Origin of the sequence: Kitasatospora sp. NPDC091207 (assembly GCF_044768625.1) — a bacterium.
Lineage (GTDB): Bacteria > Actinomycetota > Actinomycetes > Streptomycetales > Streptomycetaceae > Kitasatospora.
Genome location: NZ_JBIVVS010000008.1, coordinates 35490 through 57911, shown reverse-complemented (window position 1 = coordinate 57911; position 22422 = coordinate 35490). Strand labels below are relative to the sequence as shown.

Annotated in this window: 10 protein-coding genes and 3 pseudogenes; 8 read left to right on the top strand and 5 right to left on the bottom strand. The window is 68.8% G+C overall.

What is annotated here, in order from left to right; genetic code table 11:
* Positions 1–88 precede the first annotated feature (88 nt).
* Positions 89–577, top strand: a complete 489-nt coding sequence (locus ACIQTO_RS16070; RefSeq protein WP_402388205.1) for a GNAT family N-acetyltransferase — start codon at positions 89–91, stop codon at positions 575–577.
* A gap of 169 nt (positions 578–746) precedes the next feature.
* On the opposite strand, the gene ACIQTO_RS16065 is transcribed toward ACIQTO_RS16070, so the two are convergent.
* Positions 747–965 carry a hypothetical protein gene (locus tag ACIQTO_RS16065; RefSeq protein ID WP_402388204.1) on the bottom strand — a complete coding sequence of 73 codons (219 nt, stop codon included), beginning with the start codon at positions 963–965 and terminating at the stop codon, positions 747–749.
* A gap of 180 nt (positions 966–1145) precedes the next feature.
* On the opposite strand from ACIQTO_RS16065, the gene ACIQTO_RS16060 reads away from it, so the two are divergent.
* Entirely contained in the window at positions 1146–2321 is a 1176-nt protein-coding gene (locus ACIQTO_RS16060; protein ID WP_402388203.1) for a cytochrome P450, read from the top strand.
* Between the two features lie 75 nt (positions 2322–2396).
* Here the strand turns inward: ACIQTO_RS16060 and ACIQTO_RS16055 are convergent, their stop codons facing one another.
* Positions 2397–2873, bottom strand: coding sequence for a hypothetical protein (locus ACIQTO_RS16055; RefSeq protein ID WP_402388202.1), 477 nt, complete (start codon positions 2871–2873; stop codon positions 2397–2399).
* A gap of 846 nt (positions 2874–3719) precedes the next feature.
* Here ACIQTO_RS16055 and ACIQTO_RS16050 point away from each other — a divergent pair.
* From ACIQTO_RS16050 to xerC, 4 genes and pseudogenes are all read left to right on the top strand, one after another.
* Positions 3720–3887, top strand: coding sequence for a hypothetical protein (locus tag ACIQTO_RS16050; protein WP_402388201.1), 168 nt, complete (start codon positions 3720–3722; stop codon positions 3885–3887).
* Between the two features lie 770 nt (positions 3888–4657).
* Positions 4658–5578: pseudogene (locus ACIQTO_RS16045) on the top strand (replication initiator); the annotation flags it as partial.
* Complete coding sequence (locus tag ACIQTO_RS16040) at positions 5578–5742, top strand: helix-turn-helix domain-containing protein (RefSeq protein ID WP_402388392.1); 165 nt, start codon at positions 5578–5580, stop codon at positions 5740–5742. The pseudogene ACIQTO_RS16045 and the gene ACIQTO_RS16040, both read left to right, overlap by 1 nt.
* A pseudogene (gene xerC / locus ACIQTO_RS16035) lies at positions 5742–6773 on the top strand (tyrosine recombinase XerC); the annotation flags it as partial. The gene ACIQTO_RS16040 and the pseudogene xerC, both read left to right, overlap by 1 nt.
* 136 nt (positions 6774–6909) lie before the next feature.
* Here the strand turns inward: xerC and ltrA are convergent.
* Positions 6910–8298 (bottom strand): group II intron reverse transcriptase/maturase, encoded by a 1389-nt coding sequence (gene ltrA, locus ACIQTO_RS16030; RefSeq protein ID WP_402388200.1) that lies wholly within the window; start codon positions 8296–8298, stop codon positions 6910–6912.
* 659 nt (positions 8299–8957) lie between these two features.
* Between ltrA and ACIQTO_RS16025 the strand changes: the two are divergent.
* Positions 8958–9212 (top strand): annotated as a pseudogene (locus ACIQTO_RS16025) (tyrosine-type recombinase/integrase); the annotation flags it as partial.
* A 102-nt stretch (positions 9213–9314) separates the two neighbouring features.
* On the opposite strand, the gene ACIQTO_RS16020 reads toward ACIQTO_RS16025, so the two are convergent.
* Both ACIQTO_RS16020 and ACIQTO_RS16015 read right to left on the bottom strand, forming a co-directional pair.
* Positions 9315–9944 carry a hypothetical protein gene (locus ACIQTO_RS16020; RefSeq protein ID WP_402388199.1) on the bottom strand — a complete coding sequence of 210 codons (630 nt, stop codon included), beginning with the start codon at positions 9942–9944 and terminating at the stop codon, positions 9315–9317.
* Between the two features lie 206 nt (positions 9945–10150).
* On the bottom strand, positions 10151–17524 hold the full coding sequence (locus tag ACIQTO_RS16015; RefSeq protein ID WP_402388198.1) for an RHS repeat-associated core domain-containing protein: 7374 nt from the start codon (positions 17522–17524) through the stop codon (positions 10151–10153).
* Between the two features lie 381 nt (positions 17525–17905).
* Between ACIQTO_RS16015 and ACIQTO_RS16010 the strand changes: the two genes are divergently transcribed.
* On the top strand, positions 17906–22339 hold the full coding sequence (locus ACIQTO_RS16010; protein WP_402388197.1) for a LamG-like jellyroll fold domain-containing protein: 4434 nt from the start codon (positions 17906–17908) through the stop codon (positions 22337–22339).
* Positions 22340–22422: the final 83 nt, after the last annotated feature.

Here is a 22422-nt window from a genome sequence, read left to right as displayed (position 1 = left end):
GAACCCACGACCACTGCCGACCGAGCATCGGGACGCTGTCACGACTGCTGGTGGACCGCCTCAGCCGCGGAGCGGCAGACTCGCCGGCATGGTGACTCTGCGGGTCCTCACGACGGACGACTGGCCGCTGTGGCGGACACTCCGCCTCGCGGCACTGGCCGATGCGCCGGACGCGTTCAAGCCCCGGCTCGCCGACTGGCACAGCGGCGAGCGGGAACGCTGGCGTGCCCGGCTGGGGATCCCCGGCGCCCACCATGTCGCCGCGCTGCTGGACGGCCGGGCCGTCGGCATGGCGAGCGGCCTTCCCGGCGAAGGCGGCACCAGGGAGCTGAGATCCGTCTGGGTCGGTTCCGAGGCGCGCGGCCGCGGGATCGGCAGCCGCCTGATCGCGGCCGTCGAGACCTGGGCCCTGGAGTCGGGCGGGGCGGTGTTGAAGCTCACGGTGCTCCCGGGCAACGAGCCCGCCATCGCCCTCTACCGGCGCAACGGCTTCAGCACCGCGGACGAGCTCGGGGGCGTCCGGCCCGAGGGGATCACCCGGGAACACGTGATGGTGAAGGCCCTGCGCGGGGCCTGACCGACGCGAGCGATCCCTCCGGATCAGCAGGCCGGACGAGCCGCGGAACCCGCGCCGGCGGTCCGGCGCCGCCGCGGCCCTGGCCGGCGCCGGAGTCGCCGGGACGGTGCCGCTCCGCGCGGCCTCCACCCGGCAGTGGCCGGGCCGGGTGGAGACCGCGACCGGCTCGCTAGCCGACAGCCTGGTACTCGCCGTTCTCGACGCGGAAGATCTGCCTGGCCTTGCAGAGCAACTGAAGGTCACGGCGGACGGTGCGCGGGTCCGGACGGGGCAGGTAGGTCTCGCGGGCCCGCTTCCAGTCCCAGCTGCCGCCGTCCTTCGTCATGATGTCCAGGAGCCGCTGCCGGCGTTCGATCGCCGAGGCGGGTGGGGTTTGGTCGTCACTCATGGGGACATTCTCCCGCATCCCGGTGACCGGCCGGTACAGGGGCACCGCCCGCCCGGTCGGAGCCCGGCGGGCACCGACCTGGCTACGCTCGGTGGCACGGGTGTGCACCGCGGGCGATATCGTCCGGACGGCCTCGCGCGAGGCACCGATGCCCGACACGGCCCAGGGACAGGGACAGGCATGAACAACCCACTTCAGGACCCGGGCTTCTTCCGGAACCCGTACCCCACCTTCGCGGCGCTCCGAAGCACCTCGCCGGTCCAGCAGGTCCCCGGTGGAGGAGGGCGGTCGAGCTACCTCGTCACCGGGTACGCCGAGGCCAGAGCGGCGTTCACCGACCCGCGGCTGTCCAAGGACACGGTGGCCTTCTTCGCCGGCAAGGACACCGGACGCCACCTGCACCCCGCCGTGTCCCGGAGCATGCTGGCCACCGACCCGCCCCGGCACACCCGGCTGCGGAGCCTGGTGACGAAGGCGTTCACGCCGGGTGCCGTCGCCCGCCTCCGTCCCTACCTCACCGCCGTGACCGACGAGCTGCTCGACGCGTGGGTGCCCGGCGAGCCGGCCGACGCCATCGGGAGCCTCGCCGTCCCGCTGCCCGTCACCGTCATCTGCCACCTGCTCGGGGTCCCCGACGCCGACCGCGCGGCGGTGCGCACCTGGTCCAACGAGCTCTTCGCGGCCGGACAGCCCGAACGGATCGACGCCGCCTCGCACGCCGTCGCCGACTACCTGGCCGACCTCGTCGCGGCCAAGCGCCGCACCCCCGACGACAGCCTGCTCAACGACCTGATCCGCGCCCGCGACGGCGCGGACCGGCTCAGCGAGGACGAACTCGTCTCCCTCGCGGTGCTCCTGCTCGTGGCCGGGCACGAGACCACCACCAACCTGATCGGCAACGGTCTCCTGGCCCTGCTGCAAATGCCGGGTTCCCTGCGCCGCCTGCGAGACGAACCCGGCCTGGCCGACGCGGCCGTGGACGAGCTCCTCCGGTACGACTCCCCGGTGAGCACGGCCACCTTCCGGTTCGCCACCGAGGCCGTCACCCTCGGCGGCACCGAGATCCCGGCGGGCTCCCCGGTGCTGATCGCCCCCGGCGCCGCGAACCGCGACCCCGCGCGCTTCCCCGACCCGGACCGCCTCGACCTCGACCGGGACACCACGGGCCATCTCGCCTTCGGCCACGGCATCCACCGCTGCCTGGGCGCACCCCTCGCCCGCGCCGAGGGCGTGATCGCGTTCCGGACCATCGCCGCTCGCTACCCCGACCTTCACCTCGCGGTGCCCACCGGGGAGTTGGAGTGGCGGCACACCAGGCTGACGCGGGGCCTGGTCGCCCTGCCGGTACGACCGTGACCGGGCCCGACGCGCGCCCCGCTCCACTCGGTACGCGGCAGCAGGGCGTCCTGACGGCCCGCGGCCGGACGGTTGTCAGTGCTTGATGTCGATCTTTCCCTGTCCGGCCATGGCACCGACGCCCATCTCCGCGCCGCCGCCGACGAACGAGCCGATGTACTCGCCGTCCAGGCCCCACAGGTTGATGTTGAACATGGCCGCGGTGGTGGTCGCCTCGAAGCGGGTGGTCCACCCCGCGTAGTCGGACAGGTGGCCGTTGATCCACAGGGTGCCCCAGACGTCTCCGCCTCCGACGCTCAGGCCGCCTCCGGCACCGGTGATCTCGTACTCGACGCCCTTCTCGTCGGTGAAGTCCCCGGAGAAGCCGCCCCCGAGGACATCGAAGGAGTGCACGGACCCGGAGTAGCGGAACTTCCTGGGGACGATCACCGCTTTCCCGGCGATCACGTCGGGGTCGATGGCCCGCCGGGCCGTGATCAGGTCGAGATGGGACTCGGCGACCCGGCTGTAGTGCTCGGCCAGCCGCGGGTCGGCAGTGTCGTGAATGCTCATGGCGAGGGCCCTCGATTCGTCTCAATTCGTCTCACGGACGGCCGGGCGCCGGTGCGCACGGCGGCTCGATCGTCCCAGCCCACGCCGAGACTCCGCCGTGCCGAAGCGCGTGAACAGGCCATCGACCAGCAGGTGTTGACGTCCGCGGGAACCCGGCCGGCCGGCAGCGACCCTTGCGCGAGAACGAGAACGATGGCGACGCCGGCACCGGGCCGATGATTCACGGACTCCGTCTCCCCGACCGGGGATCACGTCCACGGGAGAGCCCGATGGACGCCGGCCACTGCGCTCGGGAGGCGTGAGCAAGCCATCGAATGGCCCAGTTGGCGACGCAGACGCATGAGCGGGTCACGATCCGACGGTCCGCGACGGCCGCCCTCCCCCCTGCTCCCCTGGCCGATTCCCTCGTCACCCCATCGGGTGGACCACCGTCGCGGCTGACGGACCCGGGCCGTCCGCCCTGAACCGATCACGACGCCACCTGAAGCGGCGGCCACCGATCACCCCGCAAGGCCCTCCCGCTCCTCGCCCCTACGAGTGCCGGCCCGCCGCGGCGGAGAAGCGGGCCGAGGAGGACGAGGACCGGACCTTCCACGTCACCGTCACCGGCGGCGACCAGGACGTGCTCGACACCCTCCTGTCCGAGCGGAACCCCGAGTACTCCGACCACGAGCGCGCCGTCGGCCTGTTCGAGACCGCCGGCGCCCAGGTCGCGACGGTAGACAGGAACACCAGCCCCTGACCGCACCGCGGAGCGGCCCGCACCCGGAGCCCGCAGGCCGTGATCCGTCAGCGTGCGGCTCGTTGTTCCAGGTGATCCTGACGCCTTCGAGAGATGAGATCGCCGTGCCCGAGACCGATATGTACGACGACGAGCAGCCCGAGCTGGTCGTCCGCGTGGTCGCCGACCCGCAGGACGGCGCGGACGACCCCGGCACTGACGCGGACGGCCAGGAACCCGGACCGCAGGCCCGGACCCGCGCCGACGGCATGATGGGCCAAGGCCAGATGTAGCCCAGACACCGGGCAGGCCCGGCTGCCTTCCGGCACCCCGCCCGCCTTCAGCCGGCGCGGGCCCGGCTCGGCCGCCGTTCCACCCGCGCCGGCCGCTGCCGGTCCGCAACGCGCAAGGGTTGCGGGAGCCCCGGCGGCCGTCGTCATCCGATCGAGCGGATCCCGGCGTTCCGATGCGGCACCGGCGACGGCGATCGACCAAGATCGACACACGGGCATCCCCTGACGTGACGTCAGCTCAAGGACGCCGCAGCCGTGGTTGCGCCACCACCCTTCTCGGTGGCGCAACCACGGCATCCGCCGCACCGGCCCCGGGCCCTCACGGGCCACCTCGGCCGAGATCGACCCCCAGGTGAAGGCCCACATCGAGGGCCCGCACGACAACAGGAAGGGCTTCGCCGAGGCGCTGCGCGGCGTGGCGACCTCATGCACAAGGCACCTTACGGGGCAGAGGCCCACGAACTCGCCTCGGCTGCTGGTCGAGATCGACACCGAACTCGCCGAGACCGGCGTCCGCGGCTCCCTCGCCCCCGCCCCGGCAGCCCGCCGGGTCCGCTCCACCCGACGCCGGCAGGACACCAGCGACCTGCCTCGGCGCCCGGTCGAGAACCGCACCCTCGGCAAGGCGTACACCACGCCCGACGGCCGAACCTTCCGCCCCTCGCTGTTCCTGACCCTCACCCCCCTCGTACGGACGCGTCCGCGCCGACGGCACCCCCGTCGACCCGACCACCTACGACTACCGCCGGGCCGCACGGGACGCCCTCCACTTCCCCAAGCTGATCGACCGGTTCGTCCAGAACCTGCGCCGCTTCGTCGGCCACGACGTCCAGTACTTCGCCGTCGTCGAACCTCAGCGCCGTCTCGCCCCGCACCTGCACCTCGCCCTGCGGGGCACCGTCTCCCGCGCCGAACTGCGCCAGGTCGTCGCCGCCACCTACCACCAGGTCTGGTGGCCGACCACCGACGGGACGGTCTACGCACCCGACGCGCCGCCGCACTGGTCGCCCGAACACGGCGCCTTCGTCGACCCGGCCACCCGCGAGCTGCTGCCCACCTGGGACGAAGCCCTCGACCGCATCGACGACGACCCCGAAGCGCAGCCGCTGCATGTGCTCCGCTTCGGCTCCCAAATGGACGCCCAGGGCGTCCTGGTCGGCTCCCCGCAGGCGGCCCGCTGCGTCCGATACCTGACCAAGTACCTCACCAAGTCCGTCGCCGAGTGCCACACTCCCACCGCCGCGGCCGAGAGCGACCACGTCGACCGCCTCGCCGCCGAACTCCGCCACGAACCCTGCTCGCCGACCTGCGCCAACTGGCGCCTCCACGGCGTCCAGCCCAAGAACGCGCACGCTGGTCTGCGCCCCGGCGTCTGCCGCTCCCGTGCCCACAAGCGCGAACACCTCGGCTACGGCGGGCGCCGGGTCCTGGTCTCCCGCAAGTGGTCCGGCAAGACGCTCGCCGACCACCGCGCCGAACGCCGGACCTGGGTCCTCGAAGTCCTCGGCGACACCGCCGGCCGTGTCGAGCCGAACCGCTACGTCTGGGAGCCGGTGAGACCTGGCGACCCCGACATGTCGCCCCTTGCGACCCGGCTGCTGCGCGCGGTCGCCGAACGGGTGCGCTGGCGCGCGGCGCTCGATGAGGCCCTCGAACGAGCAGGAGGCGAGCCGTGTCCGACGACGACCTGATGACCGTTCCCGAGGTCATGGCCCGGCTGCGGCTCGGCCGCTCGGCGGTCTACGACCTGATCCGCACCAACCGGCTGCGTTCGATCACCATCGGCCGGGCCCGCCGCATCCCGTACGGCTCGTACCGCTCGTTCGTGGCCTCCCGACTGGAGGAGACGGCCTGATGGCAGCCCAGAAGAAGAACCGCGCCAACGGCGAAGGAACCGTCTTCCAGCGCAAGGACGGCCGATGGGAGGCAGCTGCCTACGTCCTGGCCGCCAACGGGAACCGCCAGCGGCTCCACGTCTACGGCAGGACCCGCCAACAGGCGATGGACAAGCTCACCGACGCCAAAGCCGCCAGCAACCGCGGCGTCCCCGTCGTCCACGCCCAAGGCACCGTCGCCAACTGGATCACCTACTGGCTCGACACCGTTGCGGTGCACCGCGTGCGCGAGACCACGCACACCCGCTACGCCGCCGTCGCCCGCCTGTACATCATCCCCGGCCTCGGTACCAAGAAGCTCTCCAAACTCACCGCCCGGGACATCCGCACCTGGCTCGACGGCCTACGCACCCGCTGCCAGTGCTGCGCCCGCCGCACCGACCACCAGCGAACACGGACCAAGCAGCGCTGCTGCGCGGTGGACGACTGCTGCCGACGGGTGTTGAGTGCGCTCACCCTCACCTACATCCACACCGTGATCAAGACCGCCCTGGAACACGCCGTCCAGGAAGAGGAGATCCCGCGCAACGTCGCCCGCAACGTCCGCCTCGGGACACCCCGACCGCGACGGTTCGAACCCCTGACCGCAGAAGAGGCCCGCCGTCTGATCGACACCACCCGCGACCACCCGCTCCACCCCGTGGTGCACCTCGCCCTCCACACCGGCCTGCGCAGGGGCGAACTCCTCGGCCTCACCTGGGAGGACATCGACCTCAACGCCGGCACGGCCGTGATCCGACGCTCACTCCAACGCACCAGCGACAACGGGCTCGTGCTGTTCCCCACCAAGACCAAAGCCTCCGAACGACGCATCGCCCTGCCCGCCGCCTGCATCCAAGCCCTCCAAGAGCGCCGCGCCGGCCAGCAGGCCGAGCACGAGGCCGCAGGACTGCGTTGGAACCCTCGCGGCTACATCTTCACAGCGCCCAACAGTGCGCTCCCGGTCGAACCCAGCACCCTCAACCGACGCTTCGCCACCCTGCTCCACCAAGCCGGCCTCCGCCGGATCCGCTTGGTGAGTCGGCCCGGGGCGCGGTGCCGGGATTACTCCCGGTCCGTTTCCCCGGACCGCTCTCCGAACCCGCCGTGCCGATCTCTCGGCAACGGGCTCTCCACGGTTCCTGCCGTCAGGCGGGGTTCTCAGGTGGCCACGGGGCCGGGATCTTGTTGCCCCGGTAGGTGTAGCGGGAGACCGTCACACCCTCGATCCGGAAGTACTCGACCCCGTCCGCCGCGATCTTCCACCGCCCGGAGGCGGCCAGATGGCGCCGGACCTGACCCCAGTTCCAGCCGTGGCGCGCCCGCAGCATATGGACCAATCTCCACCAGGTGAAGTCGTCCAGCTTACTGAAGGTGTGTTTGGCCACGGCGTACTTGAAGTAGCTGGCCCATCCGCGCATGATCTGACCGAGCCTGGTCAGAACCGACGCGAAGTCCTGCTGCGATGTCTTGTGCGTCAGGGCACGGATCGTCGCCTTCAGCGACCGGACGGGCCGGACCGCGATGAAGGTGTAGACGTACCACTTGTCCGTCCCTCTCTTGCGCTTCCACCGGATGCGGAAGCCGAGGAAGTCGAACCCGTCGCTCATATGCACCACTTGAGTCTTGGCCGGTGACAGCCGTAACCCGAGCGGCGCCAGCGCGACGGCGACCTCTTCGCGCAGCGCTTCAACGTGCTCACGCGAGCCGTGCACCAACACGACGAAGTCGTCCGCGTAGCGGACCAGCCGCCACGTCGGGCGTCCCTTGCGGTGCCGGTAGTCGCGCTTGCCATGGGTCGACAACGCCCCGCCCGGCTTCCACGGCCCCATCACGTGCTCATCGAGCACGCTCAAGGCGATGTTGGCCAGCAGCGGGGACAGAATGCCGCCCTGCGGCGTCCCGGTCAACGTCTCCCGATGCTCGCCGAGTTCCGTGAGGATCCCGGCCTTCAGGAACGCCTTGACCAGCGCCAGGACGCGCTTGTCCTTCACCCGTAGACGCACCCGGTCCATCAGGGCCGCGTGGTCGATCGAGTCGAAGCACGCCTCGATGTCCGCATCCAGCACCCAGCGGTAGCCACGGGTACCGAAGTGGTGGATCTCGGCGATCGCGTCCTGGGCACGCCGCTTGGGCCGAAACCCGTACGAGCACGGCAGGAACTCCGCCTCGAAGATGGGTTCCAGCACCAGTTTCAGCGCCGCCTGGACGACCCGGTCCGTGATCGTCGGAATCCCGAGCTTGCGGACCTTCCCCGACCCGCCCGGTTTCGGGATCTTGCGTTCCCGCACCGGAAGCGGCCGGAACGAGCCGTCCTTGAGACCGGCCCGCAGGTCGTCCAGGAACCCGGACATGCCCACCTGCTCCGCCACATCGGCGACCGTGAGGCCGTCCACGCCAGCAGTGCGCGCACCCTGGTTCCCCGCGACCCGGTCGAGCGCCACGATCAGCGTCGCCGGGTCACACACGAAGTTGAACAAGTCATCGAACCGGCGGCCAGGATCGGCCACCGCCCAACGGTGAAGCTTGGCCTGCATCTCCGATACCCTCGCTCCCGGCCCGGCCGGACCAGAACGAGGAGCACCGCCGTTCGGCGACGCGTCTTCCGGCATTGCAGCGTCCTTCCCCTCTCGAAACCGCTGCCGCCCTTCCCCATGCGGCCGGCTTTCCCGACCTCGGAGTACTACGGCGGCTCCGCCCCGTCCCGGACCGATCGGCGGTCGACGCGCCCAACCCCACCCTCGCCGCTGGACGCGACGCGCAGGGCAAGACCCGGGACGGTTCCCGTGTTCACTGTGGTTCGCTCAACGAAGTAGGAGCCCGACTATGCCCCTGCGGCATCGCTGCGAGTACGCCGCAGACCTTCCTCGCAGCCTCCCTGGCAGCTCATGCCCACCACCGCGGGAGTTCCCTGCCGACTCGTCAGCAGGTGCGCGCCGCTTCCAGCCCAGATCCACCAGGTTCGAGCTGGCGTCGCATAAAGGGGGTGTCACACGCCGGTTCCTCACGTACTCCTCTCCGTCCCGCTCGCCGAACCCGGACCATCTGGCAGTACTGGCCCGTCCCGGCTTTGTCAGGGCTGCTCCCACCCTCCCCGGCGCCACCCGGATCAGGCTGCCCTCAGCTCCACCGTCCTGCTGCGACAGGATCAGCGGCGAAGGTCTCTCACCTCCACTCGAACCACAGCGCCTCACGGCGCACCCATGACCTCCGGCACTCCACCGCCACCCTCCTCCTGGACCAGGGCGTCGAACTTGTCGTCATCAAGGAGCTGCTCGGTCACGCTCACATCGGTGTCACCGCCACCGTCTACGCCCACGTCCGACTCCGCATCCAACGCGACGCCATCGACCTCCTCGGCCACGCACTCCGTAATCCCGAGACCGAACCTGCCGACCGCGGCGATGACGACGATCCGCCCGAAAGTGGGATCTTGCTCCCCACCCGGTGACGTCAACTGGTGACGTCAAACGATCGAGAGGTCCCGCCAGAATTTATCCTGGCGGGACCTCTATAGTTCAACAACTGCATTTCAAGAAGTATCCCGGTGCATCTAGAACGGTGGCGGCTCGTACGGAATCTCCATACGAGTAGGCTCGGCGGCGGCCAGGCCCTCAAGTCCGAACCGAGATGCGTACCGCTCGATGCATGAATCAGACGGAGCCGCAAAGGTCAGCATCCACAGCTGCTCACCGGGTTCCGCATATCCCGTCGGCGGAGGTGCCATGCGGACCACTGCATCCTCGCTACACCACAGCTTGACCTGAGGCTCTTCACTGGCCAGGGCTTCGAACTTCAGTGGCTCAAACGAGTCCATGGCCTCGTTGATTTCTGAAGAATCGACAAAGATAGTAAACTTGGACGAGCTTCCGATGATGGCTTCCCGTACGGTGCAATGCAGTAGAAAATGGCCGAGAGTCTCACCCGTTCCCGTCCAGTCGCCTTTTCCATCCTCTCTGAAGAAGACCTGGAGCGTGTCGTCATTGAGATCGACGGCCCAGAAATAGCCGCTCTGATTCTCCGCCCAGAACTCGAGCATGCCGTGCGAGTCTGGTGCAAGATCCTGAGGTGAAATGGGTCGGTCCTGGAATGTCACAGGGCTACCGGCAAGAGCCGCCATCGTGTGCCAATCACGTAGTTGGGCAGGCACGTCGGGGCTGACTTCGAGGTGAACGTCGCTCACGCTCTCCATGGTCCCGTACCAGCGCCGAAGGAAACGTCCGACGCTGTCTGAATTTATTGACAGGAGTTCATCCACAAGGTCTGAGTATACGCCACGGGCTCGGTCTGGCCGGCGTGTCCAGAGTCGATATGCCGGGCATGCCCTCCATCGAAAACCGTTTCGGCAGAGCGCTCGCACTGCACCCTGCCGAAACGGTCTAGTTGCGACTAGCGGGAGTTCCCCTTGAATTTGCCGAGGAATTTGCCACTCTGATCGTAGACCCACATTTTTGCTCCCTTAGGAAGCGCATCCTCGATGGGGTTTACAGGAGTGCCCCCGGGGCGCGAATATGCCGATCCATTGCAGAATTGACAGATTCCGTCGGGGTGGTTTATGTAGAGCACTCCGCGTCCAACCTCATTGCGGCGCATGTAGGCGGCGGCCTGCATCTCGACGTGATGATAGTTCGACGATGTCATGCCGGGCACCCGATCACCCATATCGTCAATGAATCCGCCCGAACCGCGACCACCACTCGCGAACGGGACGACATCAACCTGGATGTCAAGGACTCCCGATGTCACGTGGTCCATTCCCTGCACGCCGAGCTGACACTGCTCCGGACTGACGTTGTGAACCAGGACCGGCGTGGCCCCTGCCAGCACATAGTACGTGTGGAGGGTGCTGACGGTGAGGTCGCGGGCTTCGGTGGGGGTGGTCTGGTAGTTGCGGGTGGACTGGATGGTGACGGGGGTGCCGTCGGGGGTGAGGAGGGTGTGGCCGGGCTGGAGGTCGGCGGCTTCGGTCCAACGGTTGGTGGTGGTGTCCCAGAAGGGATGGTGCTGGGTGGAGGTGAGGGTGGTGGGCGAGGCTCTCGGGGTGGTGTCTGAGGTGAGGGTGAGGTCGGTGAAGAGGGTGTCGTCAGGGGTGACGATGGTGTCGGTGACGGTTTCGGCGGTGGTGGTGTTGGTCTGGGGATCGGTGGCCAGGACTTGGTCGCCGACGGCGATCTCGGCGATGGGCTTGGTGTTGCCGTCGGCGAGGAGGACGGGCGTCGTCGGCGGGAAGCTGTGCGGTACCGCGATGGGGCGCGGGCAAGCCGCGGCTACCGCGTCTTCGGCTTCCTTCGCGGCCTTGGATTCCCGGCGCCAGGCCTTCAGTCCGTCGAAGAGTTCGCCGGCGAGAGTCTTGATGGACTTGGCGAGTTCGTAGGCCTTGTTCCAGCGGAACGCGTACTTGGCGAGGAGTTTGGTGAGCGGGCCGCCGCTGAGCATGCTGGAAACGACGTTGAGTGCAGTCTCGCCGCAGGCTCCGAGGTCGCCCGTGGTGACGCAGTCGAGGGCGTCGGTGATGCCCAGTTCGTCGGCGACGATCTTGGCCAGTTTCTTGCCGGCGTTGAGGACCTTGTCCTTCGCGTCGGAGGCCTTCTTGGCGCTGGTGTTCGTCGGGTTGGAGGGGTTTCCACCGCCGCCACCGCCGCCACCGCCACCACTACCGGTGCCGGCGGTACCGGGGTCCGGGCCGGAGGCGGGGGCAGGTGTAGCTCCGGGCATGTAGTGGGCGGTGGTCTCGGCAGCGTTGGCCGTGGTGATGGTGCCGGCGGGCCCGCACGCGTAGAGGGTGCCGCACTCCTCGGACCGAAGCCCGTTGGGGTCGGACTTGTTGACCGGGTCGTTCTCGGAGTAGGCGTAGCCGTTCCACTGCTGTGGGTCGCCTGCGTCGAGGATCGGGTCGAGGCTGAGGAAGCGGCCGGTGGTGGGTTGGTACTGGCGTGCGCCGAGGTTCGTGAGTCCGGTGACGTCGTCCTTGGTTCCGCCGACGAAGCCGTGGTCGCCCGCCCATACCGAGGGTTGGGTGCCGCGGGGGTTGCCGAAGGGGTCGCTGGGACGGCGGTTCTCGACGAGAGTCTTGGCGTTGAGGGCCAGGGTGCCGCTGCCGTGGTGGTCGGAGAACTGGTAGGTGAGTTCGTTGCCGCCCTGGCGCACCAGGGTGGTGCCGCCGGGTATGGAGTAGTAGCGCGAGCCGTTGAGGGTCTTGGTGACGGTGTTGTAGACCAACTCGTCGCCGTTACCGAGGTTGATGGTCGTCTTGCCGGGGTTGCGGCGGATGAGTTGGTTGCCCTCGGCGTCGTACAGGTACGTGGTGGCGCCGTGGCCCGTCGTGGTGAGCGACTCGAGTCGATCCTCGCCGTTCCAGGTGAGCGTGGTGGTGCCCGCGGTGTCGGTGATGGCGGTGGTGTGGCCAGCCGCGTCGTACTGGGTGGTGCTGGTGGTCGGGGCGTCGTTGCCGACGCGGTTGGTGGAACCGAGCAGAGCGTGCGGGCCGCCAGTGCCACCGCCGGTGCCTGGCGCGGTAGTGGGGTTGTTGCGGGTACCTGGGGCCGGGAAGCTCTGGGTGGTGCTGACGTCCTTCGCGGCGTCGCCGCGGGGGTCGTGGGCGACCATGCCGGTGCGGTTGCCGGTCAGGTCGTACTGGTAGCTCTGCCAGTACGGGGCCGAGCCGCCCACGGTGGTGAGGGACGGGGCCTGGGCACCGCTGGTGGGGGTGGTGTTGGCGCAGGCGCCTCGGCCGCCGACAGCAGGGTTGGGCTCCTGGGTGAGGCGCCCGGTATCGCTCCATGCCGTGGTCAGCCGGCCGAGGTAGTCGTAGCTGAAGCACTGCAGGTCGGTCGCTGAGGGCGTGTTGTTCGGGATGGTGCGGACGGCAGTCAGGCGGCCGACCAGGTTGTAGGTGTAGGACGTCTGCTGGACCGAGCCGGTCGTCGCGGTCTGCTTGTCGACGAACTGGCTGAGCTGGCGCCCGGTGGACTCGTCGAAGGTGTTGGTGGTGACGATCTGGGTGCCGTACGGGTTCATGGTGGAACGGATGTTCCGGCCGTAGGCGTCGTAGTCGGACTGGACGTCGTAGGCGATGTCGCCGAGGCCGCCGATGTCGTGCAGGAGGCCGTAGGCCTCGTACTTGTAGGTGACCGTCTCCGCGAACAGGTCGCCCATTGCCGGCAGGCCCTGCTTGGTGGGCGCACCGGTGATGGGGTCGAAGACGGCCTGGTAGGTGAAGGTGAGCGGGTTCGCCTGCCCGACCTCGCCGCCGGGGATGGTCACCGTGCTCTTGGTGGGTCGGTAGGCGGTGTCCATCGCGGTCACGGCGGTGGTGTAGGCCGCGCCGCTCTGTCCGCCGACGTAGCGGGTCGAGGACGCTTGCTTGCCCTTGGCGACGCTGTCGTAGGTGTAGCCGGTCAGGCGGTTGTCGGGGCTGACCGAGTCATTGTAGGTGCCGGTCCTGCGGCCGAGGAGATCGTAGGTGCTGACGATCCTCTGGCCACGGGCGTCAGTGGTGGCGGAGACCCGCCCGGCTGCGTCATAGCTGGTGGTGCTGGTGCCGGCGTCGGGATCGCTGGTGCTGGTGCGCCGGCCGCGCTGGTCGTAGCCGTACGTCCAGGTGTTGCCGGCGGCGTCCGTACGCGAGGTTTCGGTACCGAGGCTGGAGTAGCCGTAGGAGGTGACATCCGCGTCGGCGGGGCTACCGGTCGGCGTGGGTGTGCGGTACTGCCACAGCTGAAGGGTGCGCCCGCGCGAGTCAGTGACGGTGCTGGTCGCCCGGCCGCCCGTCGGCGGGGTCACGTCGACGCGGTCGGCACCGGGGTACGAGGTGCTGGTGGTGGTCTGCAGGACGCCGAACGCTCTGAACTCGCTGTTGACCACCCGGCCCATGCCGTCGTAGACGTTGCGGGTCTGGTTCGGGACCTTCGCGTCGTCGGGCTCGAAGCGGGTCGTACTGGGCGGGTTGAGGTTGTTGTAGTACGTGTTGTTGACACGGGCCGTGCGGCCGTGGGTGTCGTAGAAGGTGTCGGTGATCATCCGGCCCGCATAGGCGGAGATCGCCGGGTCGCTCTGCGTCTGCACGACGCGGGCGAGACCGTCCAGGATCTGGACCGACTGCTGGTACGTCTTGTCGGCCCGCAGGGTCTCGGTGGTGATGGACGACGGCGCGTCGTTGTTGAGCCGGTAGGTGAACTTGTAGTCGGCCGGCCCGGCGGAGGTGCGCCCGGCTTGCCAAACCGCCGTCAGCCGGCCGAGGGCATCGTAGGTCCGGGTGACGGTGCGGCCGTTGGCATCGGTCGTGGTCAGCGGCAGCGAACGGGTCGGATCGAGGGTGACGGTGGAGGTCCAACCGGTCGCCGCTTCGGGGGTTCCGGCCGGCGCGGGGGCAGTGACGGTGTTCTTGTTGGGGAGTTCGCCCGGCGCTGCCGAGGCGTAGACGGTGGTGGTGGCGGCGCCGTTCGGGTGGGCCGTGTCGCTGGTCGTCGGATCCGTCACGGTGGTGGGTCGGCCGTAGGCGTCGTAGGCGCTGCGACCGGTGGTTGTCCACTGGGCGGCGCCGTTGGCGTCGTACGTCTCCAGTACCTGGATGCTGGTGGCCGATGCCGTGGTGCCGAGGCGGCTGTAGGGCTGGTCGTCGAAGAGCGTGCGGCCGCCCGAGACGGTGTTCGCGGCGGTGGGGGTGGCATCGCAGGCGTTCTCACCGGAGACGGTGAGGGTCTGGGCCACGGCGTTGATGATCGGTGATGCCGCGTTGGCTGCGTACTCCGTGCGCACGCACACGTCGGGGGTGCCGTCGGCCTGCTGCAGAACCTTCGCGGGACGGTAGGGCACCTTCGTGTCGATGAACGTGGTGTCCGTGGTGGTGCGCCAGCTGCCGTCGGCTTTCCTCGCCCTGGCGGTGACGGTGCTCTGCTGGGGCGATGCGTAGCGGGCCTTGAGGTCGGGCAGGCCAGGGCCGCGGCTGTGGGTCGCGGTCGCCGTCGGCTCACCGCCATTAGGGTTGGCGCTGGTGTTGACGCTGCTGGCGGCGGGGGTGTTGGACGTGGCGTCGGCGTAGGTGTCGGATTCGAGGACCTGACCGGAGAGCCAGTCGTGGTCGGTGACCGCGCCGCTGGTGGGGCCTTGGACGCTGCGGGTACGCGGGTTGCCGGCGGCGTCGAGGTCGCCTTGCATGCCCTGGTGGTAGTAGGTGGCGGTCTTGCTCTGCGGGCCGTCCTCGGTTGAGCCGGTGAGGGCGGTGACGGAGGCGAAGCCTCGGAACTGGTCCCAGGTGCGGACCGCGTTGTCGACGCCCTCGGCGTCGTTGCGGTGCCACGCCGCGTCGCCGTAGGTGTAGCTGGTGGTCTGGGTGAGGGAGCCGCGGACGAAGTTGGAGCGCGGGTCGACGGTGACGCTCTTGACGGGGTAGCGCAGGAACCAGTCGTCGACGGCGATCGGGCGGCCGTCATCGGTCTTCGGGGGGTTGGGCTCGTACCACTTGACGTTGTAGCAGGCCAGCGTGTTGTTGTCTGGCGATCCGGGCATGACGTGGGCGTTGCGGGAGCACGACTGTTGGATGTAGTCGACGCCGATGGTGCCGCCGGTCTCCGTGGTGATGAGCTGGATCCGTGGACGGAAGAAGTCCGACCTTGACGGGATCAGCCCGTCGACACGGTTGCGCAGCACCATGGCAGCGAACGTGACCGGCTTCAGGGCGACCCGGCTCTGGCCGCTCAGGGTGCTCTCGCCGGTCCGCTGGATCGAGTGGAGCCAGGGAATCCGCAGCTCCTCGGCGGGGGCGTCGGGGTCCTTGTTCGGGCGGTCGGGGTAGTCGTGCGGGTTCTCGAAGCCGTGTGTCAGCTGGTAGGAGTCGACCGCACGGTACGCGCCGTTGACGCGGACCTTGGTGGTGATGGCATTCAGCCACCGGGTGGTCCAGAAGCTGGGGCCGGAGTTGGCGCAGACGTCGTTGGCGGAGCACTGCTGGTCGGTCGGGACATCGGGCCAGTTACCGGCGTTGGCGGGTGTGCGCTGCTCGGGTCGGCAGGCGTCTTCGCCGGCGAGGCAGCGCTCGCCCGTGTCGAAGACGATCTGGGCGGCCGGCTGGTAGGCGCCGTTGGCGGCCAGTTGGTCGGTCAGGCGCTGGCCGTAGCCGATGGCCTGGAGGGTGCCGGCGCGGGTGTATTCCGTGTTGGTGCCGGTGCCGTTGTTCTGGCCCGCGCCGCGTGCGTAGAAGTTCGTTTCGGGGGCGTATGTGTAGGTGGTCAGGTTGCCGTGGACGTCGACGATGTGGTCGAGGTTCCAGCGCCAGGCGCTCTGGCACCACGAGCCGGATCCCTTGGCGGGGTCGTAGCACGGGTCGCCGGGCTTGGGAGAGTAGACCGGAACGGTCCACGCGGACCGGTTCTCGGAACCGGTGGCTGTCGGGGTGCCCTGCTCGGTGGGAAGGTGGTTGAGACCGAAGTAGAAGACCGTGCCACTGGTGTCCGTGACCTTGAGGTAGGAACCGTTCCAGGTGCCGTTGGTGGCGCCGGTGAGGAACTGGACCTTGGTGCCGTCGTCCGACTGGAGCCGCCAGGTGCACTTCGACAGCTCGTCGCGTGGGTCGGAGGTGTCACACGAGCCGTCGTTGGCGACGAGCTGGCCGGAGTGACCCGCCAGGGACAGCGTCAGGTTGGCTCCGGTCCAGCACTGGTCCCCGGACTTGTCGATGCCCGCCTTCGAGCACGGCTGGTAGGAGCGCTCCACGAAGCCGGAGCCGAGGTCCCAGCCCTCGCCGATCCAGGACGCCTGCGAGTTGGTCGCCGAGGTCTTGCCGTCCACGGACGAGGAGTCGTAGGAGAGGCCGACCTGCGGGGCGCCTCCGCCGAGGCTCGGGGGTACCTGGACGGGGTAGTTGTAGGTGAAGGAGCCGGACGAACCACCGGCGGACCAGGCCTGGCTGGGCGCCAGACTGGTGGCGCTGTACGTTCCGGTGTCGCCGCCGGCCGATCCCTGCAGTGCGAGGACTGTCGCCGGTGCCGCGGCCGGCGCGTCCACAGCGAATGCGGACAGGCTCTTCGCCAGTGGGGACGTGCTGGGCGCCGCCGAGGGGAGGTCGACGTCGGCGACCAGCTTCTTCGTCTGCGGGTCGTAATGGGAGGCAACGGGGGTGCGGGTCCGGCACTGCTCCGCGGTCGGGGTGGTGAGCGCGCAGGCGGGCATGGCGACCAGGGTCGCGCGATTGGCCCAGTCGCCACCGTAGGCGGGGGCGAGTGCGACCGGGTCGAGGCTGACGCGTGCCGTGGTGCCGGTGCGCTGATCGGCGGAGGAAAGGGAGATGAGCGCTCCGCTGACCCCGGCGGCCTTGGCCGTCTTGGCGTCGGCGACCGCGACGCTGACCTTCGGGCTCGTCTCACTGTTGGAGCGGGCGGCGGGGGCCGGGTCTCCGCCTCCCGCTATGGATGACAGCCAGACGGGGAGGTCTCCTGCCTTCGACGAGGCTGCGGCGGCCGGTTCCCGGACCGTGCCGCCGCGGCCGTCGGGGCGTGCGGAGGTCGTTCCCGCGGCGGGTGCCGGCGCGAGCTCGACCGTTGCCACGCCCACGGGGGTGGCCTTGCCGCTCTTGTCCGCCGGCCGGTTCTCGGTGCTCCTGGCAGGGGGCGGCGTGGGGGTCATGGCGTTCTTGCCGGTCACCGATTCCGTACCGGGAAGCGGCGTGTTCGGCGGTGACCAGACTCGCTTGTAGTCCGGTGCGGCAGCGAACGCCACGCCCCCGGCGGGGACCACCAAGGAGGCGACGACCGCCAGGGTGCTGAGCATGGCGGTTCGCGAGCGTCGCAAATAGACGGCCCGTCGACGGGCCGAGTGAGCACGGTGAGAGAACACCGTCACCCTCTCCGTTGGTTACCGCGCCCAGGGACACGGCTAATTGATCAAAGGCCAGTCGACCTTATGGGTCGTTTACATTCCATGTCGAGGAGTCGACAAAGACTCATCCCTGGTGATTTAGATCACCCCCTGTACGAACAGTGCGAACTGGTGCCAAATCAGCACATCCTCAAATGTGCTCCATTGACGATCGCTCATGAGAGGCGGGAGGTTGCGTCTGTCCTGTGCGCAGTGCCAGCCCGGCCGTGTCCGCACCATCTCCTCGTCGGGAAGGCTTTCGTCGTGCCCCCGTTCGCCAGACCACGTTCCGCTTTGCGCCCCACACGCGCTCTTACCCTGCGTCTACCAGCGCTCGGCATCGGGCTGGCGCTGTCCGTCGGCCTACTCGCGCCGTCGGCACTCGCGGCCCCGCAACCGGGAACCAAGAGCCTCGCCGACGTGATCGCCGAGGCGGACGCCGAACACGCCAAGATCCGGCCGCCCGAGACAGCCGCCGAGAAGGCCATCGCTCAGGCGAAGGCGACCGGCAAGGCGGTACCGGTCGATTCCTTGACCGACGACTACAGCGAGACTGTCGCCACCCCGCAAGGACATCTGCAGAGAACTCAGTCCCTGGAGCGGCAGCGGGTCCGTCAGAACGGGACATGGGTAGCGCTCGACGCCACCCTGGTCGCCAGCCCGAAGGGTGGCTTCCACCCGAAGGCATCTGGTGCGGACGTACACCTGTCGGCCGGCGGCCCCGGGGCACTCGCGACCCTCACCAGCTCCGACGGCAAGCAGATCACGCTCCACTCGCCCTTTCCGCTGACCCAGGGGACGGTGGACGAGGACGGCGACGGCGTGCTCTATCCCGAGGTGGCGCCCGGCATCGACCTGAAGGCCACAGTCACCAAGTTCGGCGGCCTTGGCACCGTCCTCGTCGTGAAGAACGCCGCCGCGGCGGCCAACCCGCTGCTCCGGTCGGTCACCTTCCCCACCACTACCACCGGTGTGACCATCACGTCGGACTCCGCCTACAACCTCACTGCCACGGCCGAGGACGGCACACCCCGTTGGCACGCCCCCGCCCCACGGATGTGGGACAGTTCCACCACTCCCTCTACACAGATCCCCCGCTCCACTCCAGCCGTCACCGTCGCCCGGACTGCCCTGAAAAGCAGTGCGGCCATCGCGCAGGCCGCCGAGTCGACCGCGGCATCCGGTGATCCGGAGGCGCCGGCGACCAGCACGGTCGACGGGCCGGGCAGCAATGCCCGCGTCGCGGTCATGCCCACCACCGCCGCTGCCAACGGCATCACCCTGAACCCCGACCAGGACATCCTCACCAATGGGGAAGGACCGTGGTTCATCGACCCGGGCTGGATCTACGACGACCGCACCGCCAACGGCTGGACCTGGACCCAGTCCGCCTACCAGGACACGAACAACTACCTGAAGACCGTGACGCCCCAGGATCCGTACAACCGGCCCGGCGTCGGCCGACAGGACTACAAGGTGAAGACAGGTATCGAACGGGCCTTCTTCCAGATCGACACCCGCGGCTTCGAGGGGACGATCATCAACTACGCCGCCATGACGATGTGGCAGGCAAAGTCCTCCGACCACAATTGCAACACCAAGTACCCGCTCAACCTGTTCGTCGTCGACCGTCCCATCGGATACGACACGACGTGGAACAACGCGCCCAGGCACCTCGGCGGCCAGGTCGGCGACACCGCCTGGGTCGCCGGATCCGGAAATGCGGACTGCCCCAACGGCATCAACTTCGGTTACAACGTCACCGACGCCTATCGGGCCTGGGCCGGTGGGGCACCCAGCATGGCCTTCACCGTCGAGGGCGACGAGAGCAATACGCTGGCCTTCAAACGCCTCGACTACCGGCCGACCGTGACCGTCGAGTACGACCGCGCGCCCAACACCCCCACCAACCCCTACACCTACCCAGCGCCGCGAACGGTGTCGCCGAACCAGAGCCCTCAAGGTTGTGACGGCAGCGGATGGGGATGGCTGGGAGCCGGGTCGGATCTGGGCAACGTCACGCTCAACGCGACCGTCAGCAGCCCGGTCCAGCAGCAGCTGTACTCGTGGAGCCACATCTGGGACTACGTCCTGCCCGGTGTCCCGGACGTCGCGTCCGGCTACACAGGACCTGTCAGCAACGGAAGCAACGCCGCCTACCAAGTCCCAGCAGGTGTCATCAAGGACGGCCACGTCTACGGCTACGGCATCATGGCCAGTGACCAGCTGGTGGGCATGTCAGCGTCCACCCCGACCTGCCATTTCGGAGTCGACCAGACCCCGCCCACGGTCGGCCTCCTGACGCTCGACAACCAGCTGTCCGACAAGGCGCTCGAGACCCAGTTCCCGCCCTCCGGCAACGGACAGAGCACCGCACTGCGTGCCGGCGAGTGGGGCTCCGTCCCCTACACCCCGGTCGACCCGAACCCCTCGGGCGGCCAGACCTCCGGTGTCGTCTGTGCCCGGTGGAGTTTCGACCCGCAGTTCGAAGGCGCCTCCTGGCAGTGCGGGGGATCGATGCCCTCCAACGCCATCCCGGTCTTCCCCACCGCGTGGGGCACCAACATCCTCTACATCCAGGTGGAGGACAACGCCGGCAACGTCTCACCGGCCGCCCAGTACGCCTTCTACGTCCCCTGGAACCCCGACGGCCCGCAGCCCGTCTTCGGCGATGTCACCGGTGACGGTGCAGCCGACATCCTCACCGCCGACCAGGCCGGCAACCTGCGCACCTACAGCATCCCCGGCAACACGGTCGCCAAGAGCCCCACCGCCGCACTCGCGGCAGTCCCCAGTGACACCCCGAACCGGCAAACCTGGGCCACCGATACGGTCCAGTACAGCCACCGCGGAGCGCTCACCGGCGGCAAGCACGTCGACGACCTCTTCGTCCACGTCAAGGACGACCCGAACCTCTACGCCTACGGCAACCCCGGCAACACGCGCTCCATAGGCCGCTACAACAGCAAGGTCCCGCTCAGCCGGCCGGCCTGCGTCACACCGCCCAACGACGCTGCCTACTGCACGGGTTATGCCGACGACTGGTCACGCACCCTACGCGTTGGAGCACTCGGCGACCCCGCCCACACCGACCTCGACATCAAGCTCGAATTCAAGAACAAGACCGGTCTGATCACCTCGGAGACCAACAGCGACGGCAGTGACGCCGGCCTGTGGTTCTTCCCCGCCACGACGACCAACCAGCTCGGCCAGCCCGTCCGCCTCGCCTCCACCGGGTGGAAGGACATGGAACTCCTCACGCCAGGCGACTGGGCAGGCCAGAGCCACCCCGGCCTGTGGGCACGAAACCTGCGCCCGGCAGCCGCAGACCCGACCTCCGGCGAGCTGAGCGCCTACACCTTCACCACTGGCGCCCTCGACGTCGTCGACCCCGACTTCGGGGACCCGGTCCTCGACGAGAACGGCAACCCGCTGGTAGTCCCGACCCTGACCGGGATTTCCGGTAAGACCTACATCGGCGCCGTCCCCGTCGCCACCTGGCCGGTCCTCGGCTCCGACGGTGACCTCCTCGGCAACGGCGCCCCCGCTCTGTGGGGCCGCAACTCCGACACCGGCGACATCCAGATCTGGTGGGGCCACCGCAGTGGGGACACCTCTTCCCCCGGAATGAGCTGGGACGTGGGTCCGATTTCGGTCGCCAACATCCGGGTGACCCCGGACTGGTACAACCTCGACCGCAAGAACACCCTCCACACCGACGCCGGCACACCAGTCGTCGACAGCAATCTGAGCAATGCGCTCGTCCGCGCCGGCAATCCCGGATTCACCACCGACCGCAACGGCACCAGCGACAACGCCTCCACCTTCGACGGCTCCAGCTACTACCGAAGCTCCCAGGCACCCGGCATCGACACCCTTCGCAGTTACAGCGTCGCGGCCTGGGTCAGACTTGACAGCGCCAACGGCTACGGCACGGTGCTGTCACTCAACGGGAACGACCGCAGCCCGTTCTACCTCCAGTACTCGGCCGCCGCCGGTACCTGGGCCTTCGTCGCCGCCTACGAGGACTGGCGTCACACCGACACCTACTACCTCGCGGCCGACACCGCGCGGACCCAGCCGCAGGTGGGCAAGTGGACCCACTTGGTGGGCACCTACAATGCCGAGTCCGCGACCATGACGCTCTACGTGAACGGACGGGCCGTCGGCGCCGTCAAGAACCCTCACCCGTGGCGAAGCGGCGGAACACTCACCGTCGGCGCGGCCACCACGACCTACTACCCGGTGGACGATTACTTCCACGGAGCCGTGAGCGACGTGCGCGCCTACCCCTACGCCCTCACCGATCCCCAGATCAGCAACCTGGCCATCAGTGACACCTCCATCGCCATCCACAGTTCACTCGACGGCGGCAAGTGCCTGGACAACCTCGGCGCCGGCACCGAGATAGGCGTGTGGGACTGCTGGAACGGCGACAACCAGCACTTCAGGTTCAACACCGACAACCACGCCCTGATCATCCAGAGCAAGTGTGTCACCGTCCGGGACGAAGGAACGGACAACGGCGTCCCTGTGGTACTCGCCGACTGCGACAACCTCAAGGGCGGCCAGAAGTGGCTCCGCCGAGCAGACAACAGCCTCTACAACCCCCACTCCGGCCGCTGCCTCGAACTTCCCGGATGGGCCACAACCAACGGCACGCGCCTGGGCATCTGGGACTGCCACCCCGGCGCCAACCAACGCTGGGCCCTCCAACCCGCCACCTGATCCGCACCACCAGGCCCCTCGTCGCAGCAGCGCGGCGAGGGGCCTGTCCGTTCTGGTCAGGGCACCTCAGTAGGGTCGGGGAC